Origin of the sequence: Paraburkholderia nodosa DSM 21604 (assembly GCF_000519185.1) — a bacterium.
In the GTDB taxonomy this organism is placed as follows: domain Bacteria; phylum Pseudomonadota; class Gammaproteobacteria; order Burkholderiales; family Burkholderiaceae; genus Paraburkholderia; species Paraburkholderia nodosa.
Map to the genome: position 1 here is coordinate 62,246 of NZ_JAFA01000028.1, position 15,356 is coordinate 77,601.

11 protein-coding genes are annotated in these 15,356 nt (G+C 66.3%); 8 read left to right on the forward strand and 3 right to left on the reverse strand.

What is annotated here, in order from left to right; genetic code table 11:
- Window positions 1-11: 11 nt before the first annotated feature.
- The 4 genes from A3CW_RS0131305 to A3CW_RS0131320 all read left to right on the forward strand — a co-directional run bounded on the left by A3CW_RS0131305 (window position 12) and on the right by A3CW_RS0131320 (window position 4,402).
- Window positions 12-215: a DUF3311 domain-containing protein gene (locus A3CW_RS0131305; protein WP_028207087.1), complete on the forward strand. Its 204-nt coding sequence runs from the start codon at window positions 12-14 to the stop codon at window positions 213-215.
- A 75-nt stretch (window positions 216-290) separates the two neighbouring features.
- Entirely contained in the window at window positions 291-1,703 is a 1,413-nt protein-coding gene (locus A3CW_RS0131310) for a sodium:solute symporter family protein (RefSeq protein WP_028207088.1), read from the forward strand.
- Window positions 1,704-1,718: 15 nt separating this feature from the next.
- The gene (locus A3CW_RS0131315; RefSeq protein WP_028207089.1) at window positions 1,719-3,401 is read left to right on the forward strand and encodes an amidohydrolase; all 1,683 of its coding nucleotides are present in this window, start codon (window positions 1,719-1,721) and stop codon (window positions 3,399-3,401) included.
- A complete protein-coding gene (locus A3CW_RS0131320; protein WP_028207090.1) occupies window positions 3,398-4,402 on the forward strand; it encodes a CobW family GTP-binding protein in 1,005 nt (334 codons plus the stop codon). Before A3CW_RS0131315 ends, A3CW_RS0131320 begins: the two co-directional genes overlap by 4 nt.
- A 52-nt stretch (window positions 4,403-4,454) precedes the next feature.
- Here A3CW_RS0131320 and A3CW_RS0131325 read toward each other — a convergent pair whose 3' ends face one another.
- The 3 genes from A3CW_RS0131325 to A3CW_RS0131335 all read right to left on the reverse strand — a co-directional run bounded on the left by A3CW_RS0131325 (window position 4,455) and on the right by A3CW_RS0131335 (window position 8,611).
- Window positions 4,455-5,774, reverse strand: coding sequence for an MFS transporter (locus A3CW_RS0131325; protein ID WP_028207091.1), 1,320 nt, complete (start codon window positions 5,772-5,774; stop codon window positions 4,455-4,457).
- 138 nt (window positions 5,775-5,912) lie between these two features.
- The gene (locus tag A3CW_RS0131330) at window positions 5,913-7,550 is read right to left on the reverse strand and encodes a GMC family oxidoreductase (protein WP_028207092.1); all 1,638 of its coding nucleotides are present in this window, start codon (window positions 7,548-7,550) and stop codon (window positions 5,913-5,915) included.
- Between the two features lie 197 nt (window positions 7,551-7,747).
- Window positions 7,748-8,611 (reverse strand): IclR family transcriptional regulator, encoded by an 864-nt coding sequence (locus A3CW_RS0131335; protein ID WP_051481832.1) that lies wholly within the window; start codon window positions 8,609-8,611, stop codon window positions 7,748-7,750.
- Between the two features lie 387 nt (window positions 8,612-8,998).
- Between A3CW_RS0131335 and A3CW_RS0131340 the strand changes: the two genes are divergently transcribed.
- The 4 genes from A3CW_RS0131340 (at window position 8,999) to A3CW_RS0131355 (ending at window position 15,323) form a co-directional block, all read left to right on the forward strand.
- On the forward strand, window positions 8,999-10,414 hold the full coding sequence (locus A3CW_RS0131340) for an NAD(P)/FAD-dependent oxidoreductase (RefSeq protein WP_028207094.1): 1,416 nt from the start codon (window positions 8,999-9,001) through the stop codon (window positions 10,412-10,414).
- Window positions 10,415-11,089: 675 nt separating this feature from the next.
- Window positions 11,090-12,547, forward strand: a complete 1,458-nt coding sequence (locus A3CW_RS48130) for an amino acid permease (RefSeq protein ID WP_407669781.1) — start codon at window positions 11,090-11,092, stop codon at window positions 12,545-12,547.
- 44 nt (window positions 12,548-12,591) lie between these two features.
- Window positions 12,592-13,599: an AAA family ATPase gene (locus tag A3CW_RS0131350; protein WP_407669780.1), complete on the forward strand. Its 1,008-nt coding sequence runs from the start codon at window positions 12,592-12,594 to the stop codon at window positions 13,597-13,599.
- Entirely contained in the window at window positions 13,596-15,323 is a 1,728-nt protein-coding gene (locus A3CW_RS0131355) for a cobaltochelatase CobT-related protein (protein ID WP_028207096.1), read from the forward strand. Before A3CW_RS0131350 ends, A3CW_RS0131355 begins: the two co-directional genes overlap by 4 nt.
- Window positions 15,324-15,356: the final 33 nt, after the last annotated feature.

Consider the following 15,356-nt stretch of genomic DNA (forward strand, 5'->3'; position numbering starts at 1 on the left):
AGGAGACAAGGATGCTCAGGTATCTGATCGGAATCGGCCTCCCTTTTCTGGGCGTCATCGGCGCGCTCCCCTGGGTGGCCGCGCAGCAGGACCGCTACGTCTTCGGCGTGCCCTTCATCTACGCGTGGATCTTCGCGTGGTTCCTCGTGACCTCCGGGTGCCTTTTTGCCTGCTGGCATTTCTTCGACCGGCACCGCTACGAGAACGAGAACTAGCGAGCGCCGGCTGCGCAGACTGCATCCGCGCGCCACCGCCGCCCCTCCCACCGTCTCCACCCTGGAGAGCCGCGCATGTCCACATTCGTCTTCTCGCTCCTGATCGCCTTTTCGCTGTATCTCGCCATCCGCTCCCGGCGCGGCCACAGCAAGCAGAGCGTGCACGACTTCTTCGTCGCGTCGCGCCAGTTCGGCGTCGCGCTCGTGTTCTTCCTCACGGCCGGCGAGATCTACAGTATCGGCACGATGGTCGGCTTTCCGGGCGGCATCTATGCGAAAGGGCCGACCTATGGCATCTGGTTTCTCGGCTACATCCTGCTGGCTTACCCCATCGGCTATTTCATCGGGCCGCGCATCTGGGAGGCCGGCAAGCAGCACAACGCCATTACGCAGGCGGACCTCTTCAAGGGCCACTATCGCAGCCGCGTGCTCGAGCTGATCGTGGCGGGCTCGTCCATCCTGTTCCTGATCCCCTGGGGCGAACTGCAGTTCACGGGCCTCGTCTCCGCGCTCAAGGGACTCGGCTGGCACGTTCAGCCGTTCTGGCTGATCGTCGTCTGCGCCGCGCTCGCGTTCACCTACATCGCCATTTCCGGCGTGCGCGCCTCCGCCTGGATCGCCGTGCTCAAGGACATCCTGATGCTGCTCGCGATCGTCGTGACGGGCGTGGCCGCCGCGTGGATGGCCGGCGGCACGCGCGAGGTGTTCCATGCCGCGAGCCACCAGGTGAGCAACGCGATGACGACGCCGCAGCTGCGCTTCTCCATGAGCACGATGCTGTTCCAGTCGCTCGGCTTCTACATGATGCCGTTTGCGGCGCAGGGCTTCTTCACCGCGCGCGGGCCCAACACGATCCGCCGGACCCAGATCGCCATGCCGCTCTACATGATGATGTACCCGTTCCTCGTGGTGGCCTCGTACTATGCGATCAGCGCGAACCTCAAGCTCGCCTCGCCCAACGACGCGTTCTTCGCGGCCGCCGTCCACCTGCTGCCCGACTGGCTGCTCGGCCTCGTCGCGGCGGGCGCCGCGCTCTCGGGGCTGCTCGTGCTGGCGGGCATCTGCCTCGCGATCGGGCCGATCGTCACGCGCAACCTCATTCCGAACCTGCCCGAGGCGCGCCAGAAGCGCACCGCGAAATTCGTGATCGTGGCGTATCTGGTGGTGTCGATCACCACCACGCTGCTCACGCCGAACCTCATGCTCTCGCTCATCAACACGACCTACTATGGCATCACGCAGTTCCTGCCCGGCATGCTGATCCTGCTCGCCGGGCGCCAGGTGCGGCCGGGCGCGGTGGCGGCCGGCATCGTCTGCGGGCAGGGCCTCGCGATCGTGTGCTACGCGCTGCATATCGGCTTCGGCGGCATCAATCTCGGGCTCGTATGCCTTGGCGTGAACGTACTCGTCGTCTTCGTGGGACATATTCTGTTGCGGCCGTCCGGGCGGCGCTATGCCATGCCCGATCCGCTGCACCGTCATTCATAGGAGTTGAGCCTGTCAATGAATCCGCAAGCCTCGTCCTCGTCCTCGTCTGCCGGTCAGCCGGTCACGGTTTTCGCGGCGCGCCGCATCCTCACGCTCAACCCCTGCCAGCCGCATGCGACCCACGTGGCCGTGCGCGAAGGGCGCATTCTCGCGGTCGGCACGAGCGAGGATGCCGCGCGCTGGGAGGCGCAGTTCGGCGCCTGCGCGCGCGAGGACACGCTGCGCGACAAGGTGCTGATGCCCGGGCTCGTCGAAGGCCATTGCCACCTGATGGAAGGCGCAGTATGGGATGCGGTCTACGTGGGCTACTACGACCGTCGCGGGCCGGACGGCAAGCTGTGGCACGGGCTGCGCACGCTCGACGCGGTGCTCGAACGCCTCTCTGAAGCCGAGCGCGCCATGAGCGACGACGGCCCGCTGCTCGCGTGGGGCTTCGATCCGATCTACTTCGGCGCGGCCCGTCTGACGACACGCGAACTGGATACGGTCTCGGCGAGCCGCCCGATCGCGATCCTCCATGCGAGCGTGCATTTGATGAACGTGAACAGCGCGATGCTCGCGCTCGCCGGCATCGACGAGGACACCGACGTGGACGGCATCGCGCGCGACGCGCAGGGCCAGCCCACGGGCGAGCTGCAGGAATTCGCGGCGATGTTCCCGATCTACCAGGTGATTGGCGGCAAGCTCGCGATCGCGGCCAGCGAGAAGCCGCACGCGGTCTGGAACTTCGGCCGCGTCGCGCAGCTCGCGGGCGTGACGACCGCGACCGATCTCGTCAACGACCTTTCGCCCGAGGGCAACCGGACCTTGCACAGCGTCACGGCCGACCCCGACTACCCCGTGCGCATCGTGCCCGCGTTCGCGCCGCAGCGTAATCCCGCGCAGCGCGCGGCCGGTGTGCTGGAGGCGATGGCGGGCAATACCGACAAGCTGCGCTTCGGGCCGGTCAAGTTCATCGTCGATGGCTCGATACAGGGCTTCACGGCGCGCGTGCGCTGGCCTGGCTACGCGGGCGGGCAGCCCAACGGCCTGTGGCTGATTCCGCCCGAGCAACTGGTCGAGGTGTTCGAGCCGTACCACTGCGCAGGGCTGCAACTGCATATCCACACGAACGGCGACGAAGCGACCGAGGTCGTGCTCGACGCGCTTGCGACGCTGCTCGCGCGCCATCCGCGGCCCGACCACCGGCACACGCTGCAGCACTGCCAGATGGCGGACGCGGCGCAATTGCGGCGCATCCGGGCGCTGGGCCTGTGCGTGAACTTCTTCGCGAACCACATTTATTACTGGGGCGATGCGCACTACAGCCAGACCATGGGCCCGGACCGCGCGAACCGCATGGACCCGGCCGGCTCGGCGCAGCGCATGGGCATTCCCTGCGCGTTGCATTCGGACGCCCCCATTACGGCGCTGAGCCCGCTGTTTACCGCGTGGTGCGCGGTGCGGCGCGAAACGGCCAGCGGGCGCGTGCTGGGTGAGGCGGAGCGGCTCACGGTCGATGAGGCGCTGCACGCGATCACGCTCGGCGCCGCGTACACGCTGCGCCTCGATCACCTGATCGGCAGCATCGAGGTGGGCAAGTTCGCCGACTTCGCGGTGCTCGACGAAGACCCGAGCACCTGTGCGCCCGAGCGCCTGAAAGACGTGCCGGTATGGGGCACGGTGCTCGGCGGACGCGTCATGCGCGCGCCGCGATGAATTCCGCCGCCACGCCGCCGACCGTGCGCGCGCCCATCGACCTCGCGGTGATCGGCGGCTACCTCGGCGCGGGCAAGACCACGGTGGTCAACCATCTGCTGGAGGCGCCGCACGGCAAGCGCATTGCGGTGCTCGTCAACGACTTCGGCGCCGTGAATATCGACGCCCGGCTCGTGCGCGCGCGCAGCGACGACGTGATCGAGCTAGACAACGGCTGCATCTGCTGCACGATCGGCGGCGCGCTCGTCGATGCACTCGCGCGCCTCGCCGCGCGCGAGGATCGCCCGGACCTCCTGCTGATCGAAGCGAGCGGTGTGTCGGACCCGGCGAAGATCGCTCAGGTGGGCCTGCTCAACAGCGCGTTTCGTCTCACGGCGGTGCTCGTGGTCGTGGACGCGCCGGAGCTCGTGCGCACACTGGTCGATCCGCTGGTCGGCGCGATGGCGCAGCAGCAGATCGACAGCGCGAGCGCGGTGATCGTGGCGAAACTCGACCTCATCGCGCCCGAGTCGCGCGAGCGCGCCGTCTCGGACGTGCGCGCGCTCGCCGCGACCGATATCGTCGTGCCCGCGGATTACGGCCGCGTGCCGCTCGCGCTATTGTTCGACGCCAGCGCGCCGCAAACGCGCGCGCTCGCCGATGCCGGCCGCTGGCAGCACCGGCCGCTCGGGCAAGGCGCCAGCGTGTTCCCCACCTTCACGAGCGTGGCGCTCGCCGCGCCCGGCGTATTGGAGAAGGGGCGCCTGCGCGCGTGGCTCAAGGCGCTGCCGCGCACGATCCTGCGTGCAAAAGGCTTCGTGCGCGTGGTGGATGCAGAAGGCCGCGTCAGCACGCGCGTGTGCCAGGTCGCGGGCCGCCGGCTGCGCATGACGCAACCCACACAGGGCGAGCATGCGCCGGGCGCAGAGAGCGTCCTCGTCTTCATCGGCTTCATCGATACGGAGACCGAAGCGATGCTGCGCGACGGACTGCTCGCGTGTTGCCTGCGTGCCGCCGCGTAGCGTCGCCATGTAGTGCCGCATTGCATGCCGCGCGCGAAGCGCCGCGAGCCACTCACCGCGCCCCGCTCATGGCAAGTTGCCGCGAGTGATGGCGGCGGCCCACCCACGCGGCCGAGAGTGCGCTCACGAGACCCGCGAACATCGTATAGAGGCAAATGAGCCACGGATCGCCGCCGTTGCGCTGCAAAAGCCAGGTCGCGATGATCGGGCTGATGCCGCTCGCGAAAATGCCGGAGAACTGATAGACGAACGAGATGCCGGAGTAGCGCACATTGGCGTCGAACAGCTCCGCGAAGAGCGCCGCCTCGGGCCCATAGACAGAAGCGTAAATGACGCCTAGCGGAATGATCACGGCGATCCACACGAGCACCGGCGAGCCGCCGCTGTGCTTCATGAGCCAGAAGCCGAAGAACGACGACAAGCCCGTGAAGAGCGAGCCCCAGAAGTAGATGCGGGTTCTGCCGATGCGGTCCGAAAGTCGGCCGAAAAACGGAATCGTGAAGATCATCGTGAACGCGGCGGCCATGACAGCGAGCAGGGCGTCGGTGCGCGAGAGCTTGAGCGTCTGCGTGAGATAGGCGATCGTGAAAACGGCGAAGACGTTGAAGAACACACCGTCGATGAAACGGGCGCCCATGCCGGCGAGCACGTTGCCGGGATAGCGGCCGAGCACCTCGGCGATCGGCACGCGGACCTCGGCGCCCTGTTGCTTCACGCGTTCGAACTCGGGCGTTTCCAGCACGCGCAGGCGGATATACATGCCGATCGCCACGAGCGCGAAGGAAAGGAAGAACGCCACGCGCCAGCCCCAGGCGAGAAACTGCGCATTGCTGAGCACGGAGGAGAGCAGGGCGACCACGCCCGACGCGAGGCAGAGCCCGATCGCGAGGCCGATCTGCGGAATGCTCGCATAGAGGCCGCGCTTGCCTTCGGGCGCGTATTCGAACGACATCAGCACGGCGCCGCCCCATTCGCCGCCAAGGCCCAAACCCTGCGCAACGCGCAGGACGAGCAGCAGCGCGGGCGCCCACAGGCCGATCTGCGCATAGGTCGGCACCGTGCCGATCAACACGGTGGCGACGCCCATGATCGAGAGCGTCATGATCAGCATGCTTTTGCGGCCGAGCCGGTCGCCGAAGTGACCGAAGACGATGCCGCCGAGCGGACGGCTCAGGAAGCCCACCGCGAAGGTGCCGTAGGCGAGCATCGTCGAAATGAGGGGATCGCCGCTCGGGAAATAAAGCTTGTTGAAGACGATGCCGGCGACGACGCCGTAGAGGAAGAAGTCGTACCACTCGATGGTCGCGCCGATCAGGCTCGCGACGACCACGCGCCTCATCTGCCGGGCGTCGGTGCGGGGCAATGCGTTCATGGCTGTCTCCTTTTTGGGGCGCACCTGGAGCGGTGCGGCCTCTTGAAAAGCAGGTATTTTCGTAAGGTATCCTTTGTTTGCTGCGTGTCGTTGCCGTGCTGCGCAAACTACTTACTCGAGCCCTTGCGCCGGGTGACTTCAGGGGTAGGCTTCGGCATGCTCCCGTTGCAGCCGGGAAAGGCTCGCGTGGTCCTCGAGAATCATGTCGGCGGCTTTCTCCGCGATCATGATCACGGGGGCGTTGGTGTTGCCGGAGACGAGCTCCGGCATGATCGACGCATCGACGACGCGCAGCGCGGCGAGGCCATGCACGCGCAGGCGCTCGTCGACGACTGCGGTCGCGTCGCGGCCCATCTTGCAGGTGCCCGCGGGGTGATAGATGGACTGGCTGAACTGGCGCGCCGCATCCAGCAACTCGGCATCGCTTTGATACCGCTCGCCGGGCACGAACTCGGACACGATGTGCGGTGCCAGCGACGGCGCGGCGGCGATGCGGCGCGCCACGCGAATGCCGCCGATCACGACGGGGTGGTCGCGCGGATCGGACAGATAGTTGGCGCGAATGGCCGGATACTGGAGCGGGTCGGTGGAGCGGATTTCGACGCTGCCGCGGCTATGCGGCCGCAACTGGCAGACGGACGCCGTGAACGCCGAGAAGGGATGCGCGCCCTGGCCGGGCTTGTCCGCGCTCAGCGGCTGCATGTGGAACTGGATGTCGGGGCGCTCGGCCGCGGGGTTCGATCGCGTGAAGATCGCCACCTGGCTGGCCGCCAGTGTGAGCGGCCCGGTGCGCCAGAGCGCGTATTGCAAACCGATCCACGCCTTGCGCAACGGATGGTTGACCTCGTCGTTGAGCGTGCGTTCGCGCGTGCGGAACACGAGCCGCACCTGAAGATGGTCCTGCAGGTTCTGACCGACGCCCGGCAAGTCGTGCAGCACGGCAACGCCAGCGTTGCGCAACACGTGCGCCGGGCCAACTCCGGAGTGCTGAAGAATTTGCGGCGAGCCGATCGCGCCCGAAGCGAGAATGACCTCGACTCGCGCACGCGCCCGCTTTTTCACGCCGTCCTGCAGATATTCCACGCCGACCGCACGGCGTCCTTCGAACAGTATCCGGCTCGCCTGCGCCCGCGTTTCCACGATCAGATTGCTGCGTTTGCGTGCGGGTTTGAGAAAGCCCTTCGCGGTGCTCCAGCGAAAGCCGTTATAGGCCGTCTGCTGAAAGTAGCCGACCCCTTCCTGGACCGCGCCGTTGTAGTCCTCATTCAACGGGATGCCGATTTCCTGCGCGGCGGCGATGAAATGATCGGCAATGGGCCGGCGCAAGCGCAGATCGGAGACCTTCAGCGGGCCGCCTACGCCGTGCCAGGTGTTCGCGCCGCGCTCCTGGTCCTCGGACTTCCTGAAATACGGGAGAACGTCGGCATAACTCCAGCCGCGATTGCCGAGCGCCGCCCAGCGATCGTAATCCTCACGCTGCCCGCGCACGTAGAGCAGGCCATTGAGCGAGCTGGATCCGCCGAGCACCTTGCCGCGCGGCCAGTCGATCTGCCGGCCGGCCACGCCTTCGTCCGGCTCGGTGCGGTAGCACCAGTCGAGCGCGGGGTTGTGCATGGTCTTGAAGTAGCCGACCGGGACGTGGATCCACGGATTGTTGTCCTCGCCACCCGCTTCGAGCAGCAGCACGGCGTTGCGCGCGTCGGCACTCAGCCGGTGGGCAAGCACGCAACCGGCCGATCCGGCGCCGACGATCAGGTAGTCGACCTCATGGTCCATGAATCCCGTCTCCTCGAAATCCAGGAGCGGCATGACGTGCCGCGTTTTCGGATCAATGTCGGGGAAGGGGATGCCGACCGCAAGCGGGGATCGTGCGCACGGGCCGAAAGTGAAACGGAAACTGCCGAAACGGAATCAGAAGTCTACGGCGCAGCGCGGCCGTTTTGCCGCCGAAGCGGCGACGCACCGGCGCCCGCTCAGGCGAGCGAGAGCCCCTGGAGCAGCGGCGCGAGTCTGGTCGCCGTTTGCTTCATGCGGCCCACCGACTCCAGCAGTTCCTCGAGGGTCGCGCGCGCAGTCGGGGCATGTACGGCAAGCGCGGCGAGCACGCGTTTGCTGGCGGGGTCGCGCACTGGCACGGCTATCGCCACCATGCCGCGCACGAACTCTTCGTTGTCGATGCCGATGCCGCGCACCGCGAGCTGTTCAAGCTCGGCCGCGAGCGCCCTGGGGGCGGTCAGGGTGCGGGGCGTCATCTTTGTCAGCACGAGGCGTTCGAGCAGCGCGTTGCGCTCGAGCACGCTCATCTGCGAGAGAAAGAGCTTGCCGCTCGCGGTGCAGTGCAGCGGCACGTGCATGCCCGGACGCATCTCCATGCGCAGCGGCTCCGTCGTTTCGACGCGCTCGATATAGAGCACGCGGTCGCCGTCGAGCGCGGTGAGATTGCAGGTTTCGCCGAGCGCTTCCACGAGGGTGCGCAGCAGCACGCGGCACGAGCGCGTGAAGGTGTTGTTGGCGAGCGTGGCGAGCGCGAGCTGCGCCGCGCGCGGGCCCAGCGCGATGCTGCGGTCGTGCCCACGCGAATCGGGCATGTGGATCACATAGCCGCGTGCTTCCAGCGAATCGATGAGCCGCAGCAGCGTCGCCTTGGGAATATGCAGCCGGGCGGATAACTGCGAAAGCGTATACGGCTGGCCCGCGGACGCCAGTTGCTCCAGCACCACGAGCGCGCGCAACACGCGGGCGTCGTCCGCCGACGATTCTTCGCGCAGCGCGGGGGCGTTGTCTTGCGCCCTGTTTTGCGTTGGGGTTTGCGTCGTCTCTCGCGCTGTCTCGCGCATCGGCTTCCTCCTGAAGGGCGTGGAAATGAAACGAATTGTTCGAGTTTCCGGGCACATTTTCAGTATGAGCGCAAAGTTCGCGGGGTTACGTAGCGGATTACCCCGATACGTCATGCAAATGATCCCTGCGCTGTACCAGGCCACTGCACCAGGCCGCTGTACCAGGCGATACCGGGCCACTGGCTCTACCTGCGCGATGCTGGTCTGCCTAGAATTTTTACCAACAGAGCGCCAAAGAACGACGACAGCTTTGCAAAGGATGAGAGTCGGGCGCCAAAGCGCCAGCTCAATTCGACAGGAGACAGGCATGACGAACAGGCAGTCGGCAGGAACCGCTCTCGCAGCGGAGCATGCAAGCGTCTTCACGAAGCCTGTGGAGCATTGATCATGGGATACAGCACAGTCGATTCCGCCGCCGCGGGCTTTGCCGCGAGCGAGTCCGGCTCCACGAAGTACGACCCCACGTACGATCCGCTCGTCTCGCCGGGCCCTGGGGTCGGCAAGGATTACGCGCCGACCTACTGGGTCGCGACGGCGGGCAGCCCGCCGCCCGACGACGGCCCCGTCACGAAAGATCTCGACGTGGATGTCGCGATCATCGGTGCGGGCTACACGGGGCTCGCCACGGCGCTCTGCCTCGCGCGCGAGCATGGCATCAAGGCCGTGGTGCTGGAGGCGAACCGCACGAGTTGGGGCTGCAGCAGCCGCAATGGCGGACAGGGGCAGAACGCCTCGGGGCGCCTCTCGCGCTCGCAATGGATCGAGCGTTGGGGCAAGGATGTCGCCCTGAAAATGCACGACGAAATCCAGCAGGGCTTCGATCATTTCAAGGAACTCGTTGCCGAGATCGATTGCGATCCACAGCCTGGCGGCCACTTCCTGATCGCGCACCGGCCGCGCATCATGGCGAAGCTCGCCGCCGAGGCGAAGGTCTGGAAGGACGTTTTCGGCTATCCGTCGGAGCTTTTGAGCGCGCAGACGTTTCGCCGCGAATTCATCGACGACCACGAGGCGGCCGGCGCGCTGCACGAGCCGGAAGGGATCGGCATCCATGCGCTGAAGCTCGCGTTCGGTTATCTGCGCCTTGCACGTGCCGCTGGCGCGAAGGTCCACACGAGCAGCCCGGTGATGGGATGGGAGACCATCAATGGCGTGCATCACTTGCGCACGCCGGGCGGCGTGGTGCGGGCGCGCGCGGTTGGCATCGCGACCGGCGCGTACACGGCGCAGACGCTGCATCCCACGCTGCGCAGCAAGATCATGCCTATTCTCTCGAATTCGATGGTCACGCGCCCGCTCACCGAAGCCGAGATCGCCGCGTGCGGCTTTCGCACGACTCAGGTGCTCACGGACACGCGCACGCTGCGTTTTTACTATCGGTTCTTGCCTGACGGCCGGTTGCAGATCGGCAGCCGCAGCGCGATTACCGGCGATGATGCGCCTAATCCGCGTCATCTCGATCTGCTCAAGGAAGGCATGGCGCGCAAGTTTCCGGCGCTGCGTGGCGTGCAGATCGACTATTCGTGGTGGGGCTGGGTGGATGTGAGCCACGACATGATGCCTCGGGTGTGTCAGCCCGATCCCCGGCAATCGGTGTTTTATGCACTTGGCTATGGGGGGAATGGGGTGTCTTATTCGCAGCAGGCTGGGAGGAGGCTTGCTGAGCGTATCGCCGGTAAGGGTGGGCAGCATACGTTGCCGATTTTTACTACGCCGTTGCCTGGGCATCTGTTTGCGCCGTTCCGGCGGATTGGGCAAAGGATGCTTTATTTGCAGTATTTCAGGCGGGATGAGAAGGCTTGATGGTGTGCGCTTTTGGCCTTTGCTTTTGTTCGCGTCGGGACGCAGGCGTTGCCCCTGTGCGGGGCGGCACCTACTTTTCTTTGCCAGCGGCAAAGAAAAGTAGGCAAAAGAAAGCCGCTCAAACCGCTAATGCCTGCCACCGTTCACATCTCGCCGTAATTGGTGAATGGCTCCGGAGCGTCTGTCACCACTCGCCCCCAAACGGAGTGACAAGGCGCTCATACCTCCGGCGGCGCTCCGCGCGCCGAATGGCATAACCAAAGACCATTGGTGCGCGTGCATTCTCGCTAAGGCTGACAATGCCCCCTGGTTTCCCTTGCAGGCCCAACCGCAGCGCGCGTAGCGAGCAGCGGGATGAATGATTGCCTTGTCACTCACTTTGGTGGTGCGAGGCGACAGACGCTCCGGAGCCATTCACCAATTACGGCGAGATGTGAACGGTGGCAGGCGCTGGCGGTTTGAGCGGCTTTCTTTTGCCTACTTTTCTTTGCCGCTGGCAAAGAAAAGTAGGTGCCGCCCCGCACAGGGGCAACGCCTGCGTCCCGACGCGAAAACAAGAAAACCCACAAAAGCCAAAACAAAACAAAGCAAAACAAAGCAAAACAAAAAAGCGCCACCCAAAAGGCGCCCCAAAACCGATTCCCCGATATCTGTGGAGGTGACATGCAACCCCCGATGGACAACCAGCAACTGAAATGTGGCCTAAAGCAGCGCCACATGACAATGATCGCACTAGGCGGCGTAATCGGCGCCGGTCTTTTTGTCGGCAGCGGCGTCGTGATCCAGCAGACCGGCCCAGCCGCCGTGCTCTCATTCCTCATCACCGGCGGCCTCGTCGTGCTGGTGATGCGCATGCTCGGCGAAATGGCGTGCGCCATGCCCGCAGTCGGTTCGTTCTACGAATATGCACGTCTAGCATTCGCTACCTGGCGCGGACCGGGCAAGCTGGCCGGCTTCCTCACCGGCTGGATGTACTGGTACTTCTGGGTAATCGTGGTCGCCGTCGAGGCGGTGGCGGGCGCCAAGCTCGTCCAGTTCTGGCTACCGGACGCGCCCGCCTGGCTCATCAGCCTCGTATTGCTCGTACTCCTGAGCGCAACGAACCTGATTTCGGTGGGCAGCTACGGCGAATTCGAGTTCTGGTTCTCCTCGATCAAGGTGGCGGCGATCATCGTTTTCCTCTTTCTCGGCGGCCTCTATGTCCTTGGATTGTGGCCATCGTCGCTGCACACAACCGCCGTATTGCCGACGCTGCTCGGCCATGGCGGCCTCATGCCGAAGGGCATCGGGCCGGTATTGAGCGGCGCCGTCGCGGCAACGGGCTTTTACTTCGGCGCGGAGATCGTCACGATCGCGGCGGCCGAGGCGCGCGAGCCCGCCAAGGCCGTCGCGAAAGCCACGAACTCCGTCATCACGCGCGTGCTCGTGTTCTACGTCGGTTCCGTACTGCTCGTGGTCGCGCTCGTGCCGTGGAATTCGCCGGCCATGTCGACGCCCTATGTGAGCGCGCTCCAGGTGATGGGCTTGCCCGCCGCCGCGAACATCATGAACGCGATCGTGCTGACCGCCGTGCTCTCGGCGCTCAACTCGGGGCTCTATGCGGCCTCGCGCATGCTGTTCGCGCTGACCCGCCACGGCGACGCACCGGCGGCGCTAGCGAAAGTCAACCGCCGCGGCGTACCGGTGCGCGCGATACTGCTTGGCACTGTGTTCGGCTATGTGTCGGTCGTGATGTCGTACGTGTCGCCGGATACGGTGTTCGCGTTCCTCGTCAACTCGTATGGCACGGTCGCGATCTTTGTCTATCTGCTGATCGCCTTATCGCAACTGCGTCTGCGCAAGCGTCTCGATCCGGCTGCAGTTGGTGAGCTGCGCGTGAAGATGTGGTGTTTCCCCTACCTCACGTGGGTGGCGATTGCCGGCATGGTGGGTATTCTCGTCGCGATGGCGTTCATCCCCGAGCAGCGCAAGCCGCTCTGGCTCGGCGTGGCGAGCCTCGCCGTGCTGCTCGTCACCTACGCATGGCTGCAGCGCCGCGCGCGCATCCGTGAGCGTGCCCGCGACTACGCGCCGTCCTTCGCGACGTGGCCGCCCGCCGCAACGGAGTCGGGCGCCGGCCGCTTCGGCAAATGAAGCCGCAGCCTGCATGCAGTCATGAACGCGACAAGGAGTACGCGATGACCACAGAACGCGCGATGGAGGGGCCGGACCGCATGGTCTCGGTGCACGAGCGCTTCGGCTTCGATTCGAACCTGATGGTGCCGGCCTTCAGCGAGCGCGACGCCCACGTGCCCGATGTGGATGAGGCTTATCGCTTCAACCCCGAAGTCACGCTCGCGATACTCGCCGGCTTTACGCGCAACCGGCGAGTGATGGTGCAGGGGCTGCACGGCACGGGCAAGTCCACGCATATCGAACAGGTCGCCGCGCGCCTGAACTGGCCCTGCGTGCGCGTGAATCTCGACGGCCATATCAGCCGGCTCGATCTCGTCGGCAAGGACGCCATCGTCGTGCGCGACGGCCGCCAGGTCACGGAGTTCCAGGAGGGCATCGTGCCGTGGGCGCTGCAGCGTCCGGTCGCGCTGATCTTCGACGAATACGACGCAGGCCGCCCCGATGTGATGTTCGTGATCCAGCGCATCCTCGAGCGCGACGGCAGCTTCACGCTGCTCGACCAGAATCGCGTGATCCGCCCGCACGCCCACTTCCGCCTGTTCGCGACCACCAATACGATCGGCCTCGGCAATCTCAACGGCCTGTATCACGGCACGCAAATGCTGAACCACGCGCAAATGGACCGCTGGAACGTGGTCGCCACGCTCAACTACCTGCCGCGCGAGGAGGAGGCCGGCATCGTGCTCGCCCGTGTGCCGGAGATGACCGACGACGCGGGCCGGCAACTCGTCGATTCGATGATCAGCATGGCGGCGATGACGCGCAAGGGGTTCGCGACCGGCGATCTTTCCACGCTGATGTCGCCGCGCACCGTCATCGACTGGGCCGAGAACTGCCAGATTTTCCACGACCCCGCGCTGGCGTTCCGGCTCACGTTCCTGAACAAGTGCGACGAGGCCGAGCGGCCAATCGTCGCCGAGTACTACCAGCGCTGCTTTGGCGTCGAGCTGGACGCAGCGGCCACCGCGAAGGGCGGCGAGGGCGGCGAACCGCGGGAGCCTCGCGCGTGAGCGCCACGCCCACGCCCGAGGCCGTGCGCACCGCGCTGCGGCGCGAGTCGTTATGCGCGGCCGCCGTGCGCGCGCTCACCGGCGACGCCGCGCTGCATTATCGCGGCGGCCGGCTTTGTCGCGAGTCGCGGCCCCTGCCGCTGCATGCGCCGCATTTGCGCAGCAACGTCTACGAGGACGAGTTCGCCTCGCTGCGTGGCGCCGCCGACGCGGCCGCGCAGCGGCTGCTCCATTCCGACGCGGCGTTGCACCGGCGGCTGTCTCCCGACGCGCCGATTGAGCGCCTCTTGTTCGAGCTGTTCGAGCAGGTGCGCTGCGAAGCGCAATTGCCGCCCGGCATGCCGGGACTCGCGCACAACCTGCGGCACCGCTTCGAAACGTGGTCGCGCGCGTATTGCCGGGCGGGCTTGAGCGAAGGCCATCTCGGCATCCTGCTCTATACGGTGGCGCAGATCGTATGGTCGCGCGTGAGCGGCTGGCCCGTGCTCGACGAGACCGAGGACCTGATCGAAGCGACGCGCGGCGGCATCGTGCCCGAGATCGGCGTGCAGCTTGCGGGGCTGCGCGCGACTCGCGCAGATCAACGCGCCTACGCGGCGCATGCCCGCGAGCTGGCGCGCCGCGTCGCGACGATGCTCGACGACGCGCGCGCGGCGCGGGCAGGGGACGACGCCGAGGAAGCGCGCGCACCCGACGACGCATTGACGTCGTTCTCGCTGTGGGTCGACTTCGACGAAACGAGTGTCGAGCTGCCCGCGCTCGCCCCGACCGGCGTAAGCCGCGTGCTGGCCGAGGCGGCGAATGGCTATCGCGCATACACGACGCAGTACGACCGCGAAATCCGTCCCGCTGAGCGCGTGCGCGAAGCGCTGCTGCGCGAGTATCGGGCGCGGCTCGACGAGCGCATCGCCGCGTGCGGTATCAACGTTGCGCGGCTCGCGCGCGCGCTGCAGATGGCGATTGCGGTGCCGCAGCGCGACGGCTGGCTCTTCGGCGAGGAGGACGGCCGCATCGACGGCCGACGCCTCGCGCAGGTCGTCAGCTCGCCCGCCGAGCGGCGCGTGTTCAGGCGCGAGCGGTTCGAGCCGCGCAGCGATTGCGTGGTGGGCTTCCTGATCGATTGCTCGGGGTCCATGAAGGCGCATATCGAGCCCGTTGCGATGATGGTCGATCTGCTCGCGCGCGCATGCGAGCAGGCGGGCATCGCGACGGAAGTGCTCGGCTTCACGACGCTCGCCTGGAACGGCGGCCGGGCGCGTGCGGACTGGCTCGGGGGCGGGCGGCCGCCCCATCCGGGGCGCCTGAACGAGACCTGCCATATGGTGTTCAAGTCCGCCGACGAGAGCTGGCGGCGCGCCCGCCCGGCCATCGCCGCGCTTCTGAAGGCGGACCTGTTTCGCGAGGGCGTGGACGGGGAGGCCGTGGAATGGACGTGCGCGCGGCTCGCGAGCCGCGCCGAGGCGCGGCGCATTCTCGTTGCGATCTCGGACGGCAGCCCGATGGACACGGCCACGGCGCAGACGAACGACGCCTTCTATCTCGACAACCACCTGAAGGAGGTGGTGGCGAGGCACGAGGCGATGCGCGATGTCGATGTGATCGGGTTGGGTGTTGGGCTGGACCTCAGTCCGTACTACCGGCATTGCGTCGCGATCGACTCTGGCGAGGCGCTCGATATGGCGCGGCTGATCGATCTTGCGCGATGGATTGGCGCGCCGCGTTAGCGCAATGGCGGCGGCCTGCGCGCGGTTATCGAT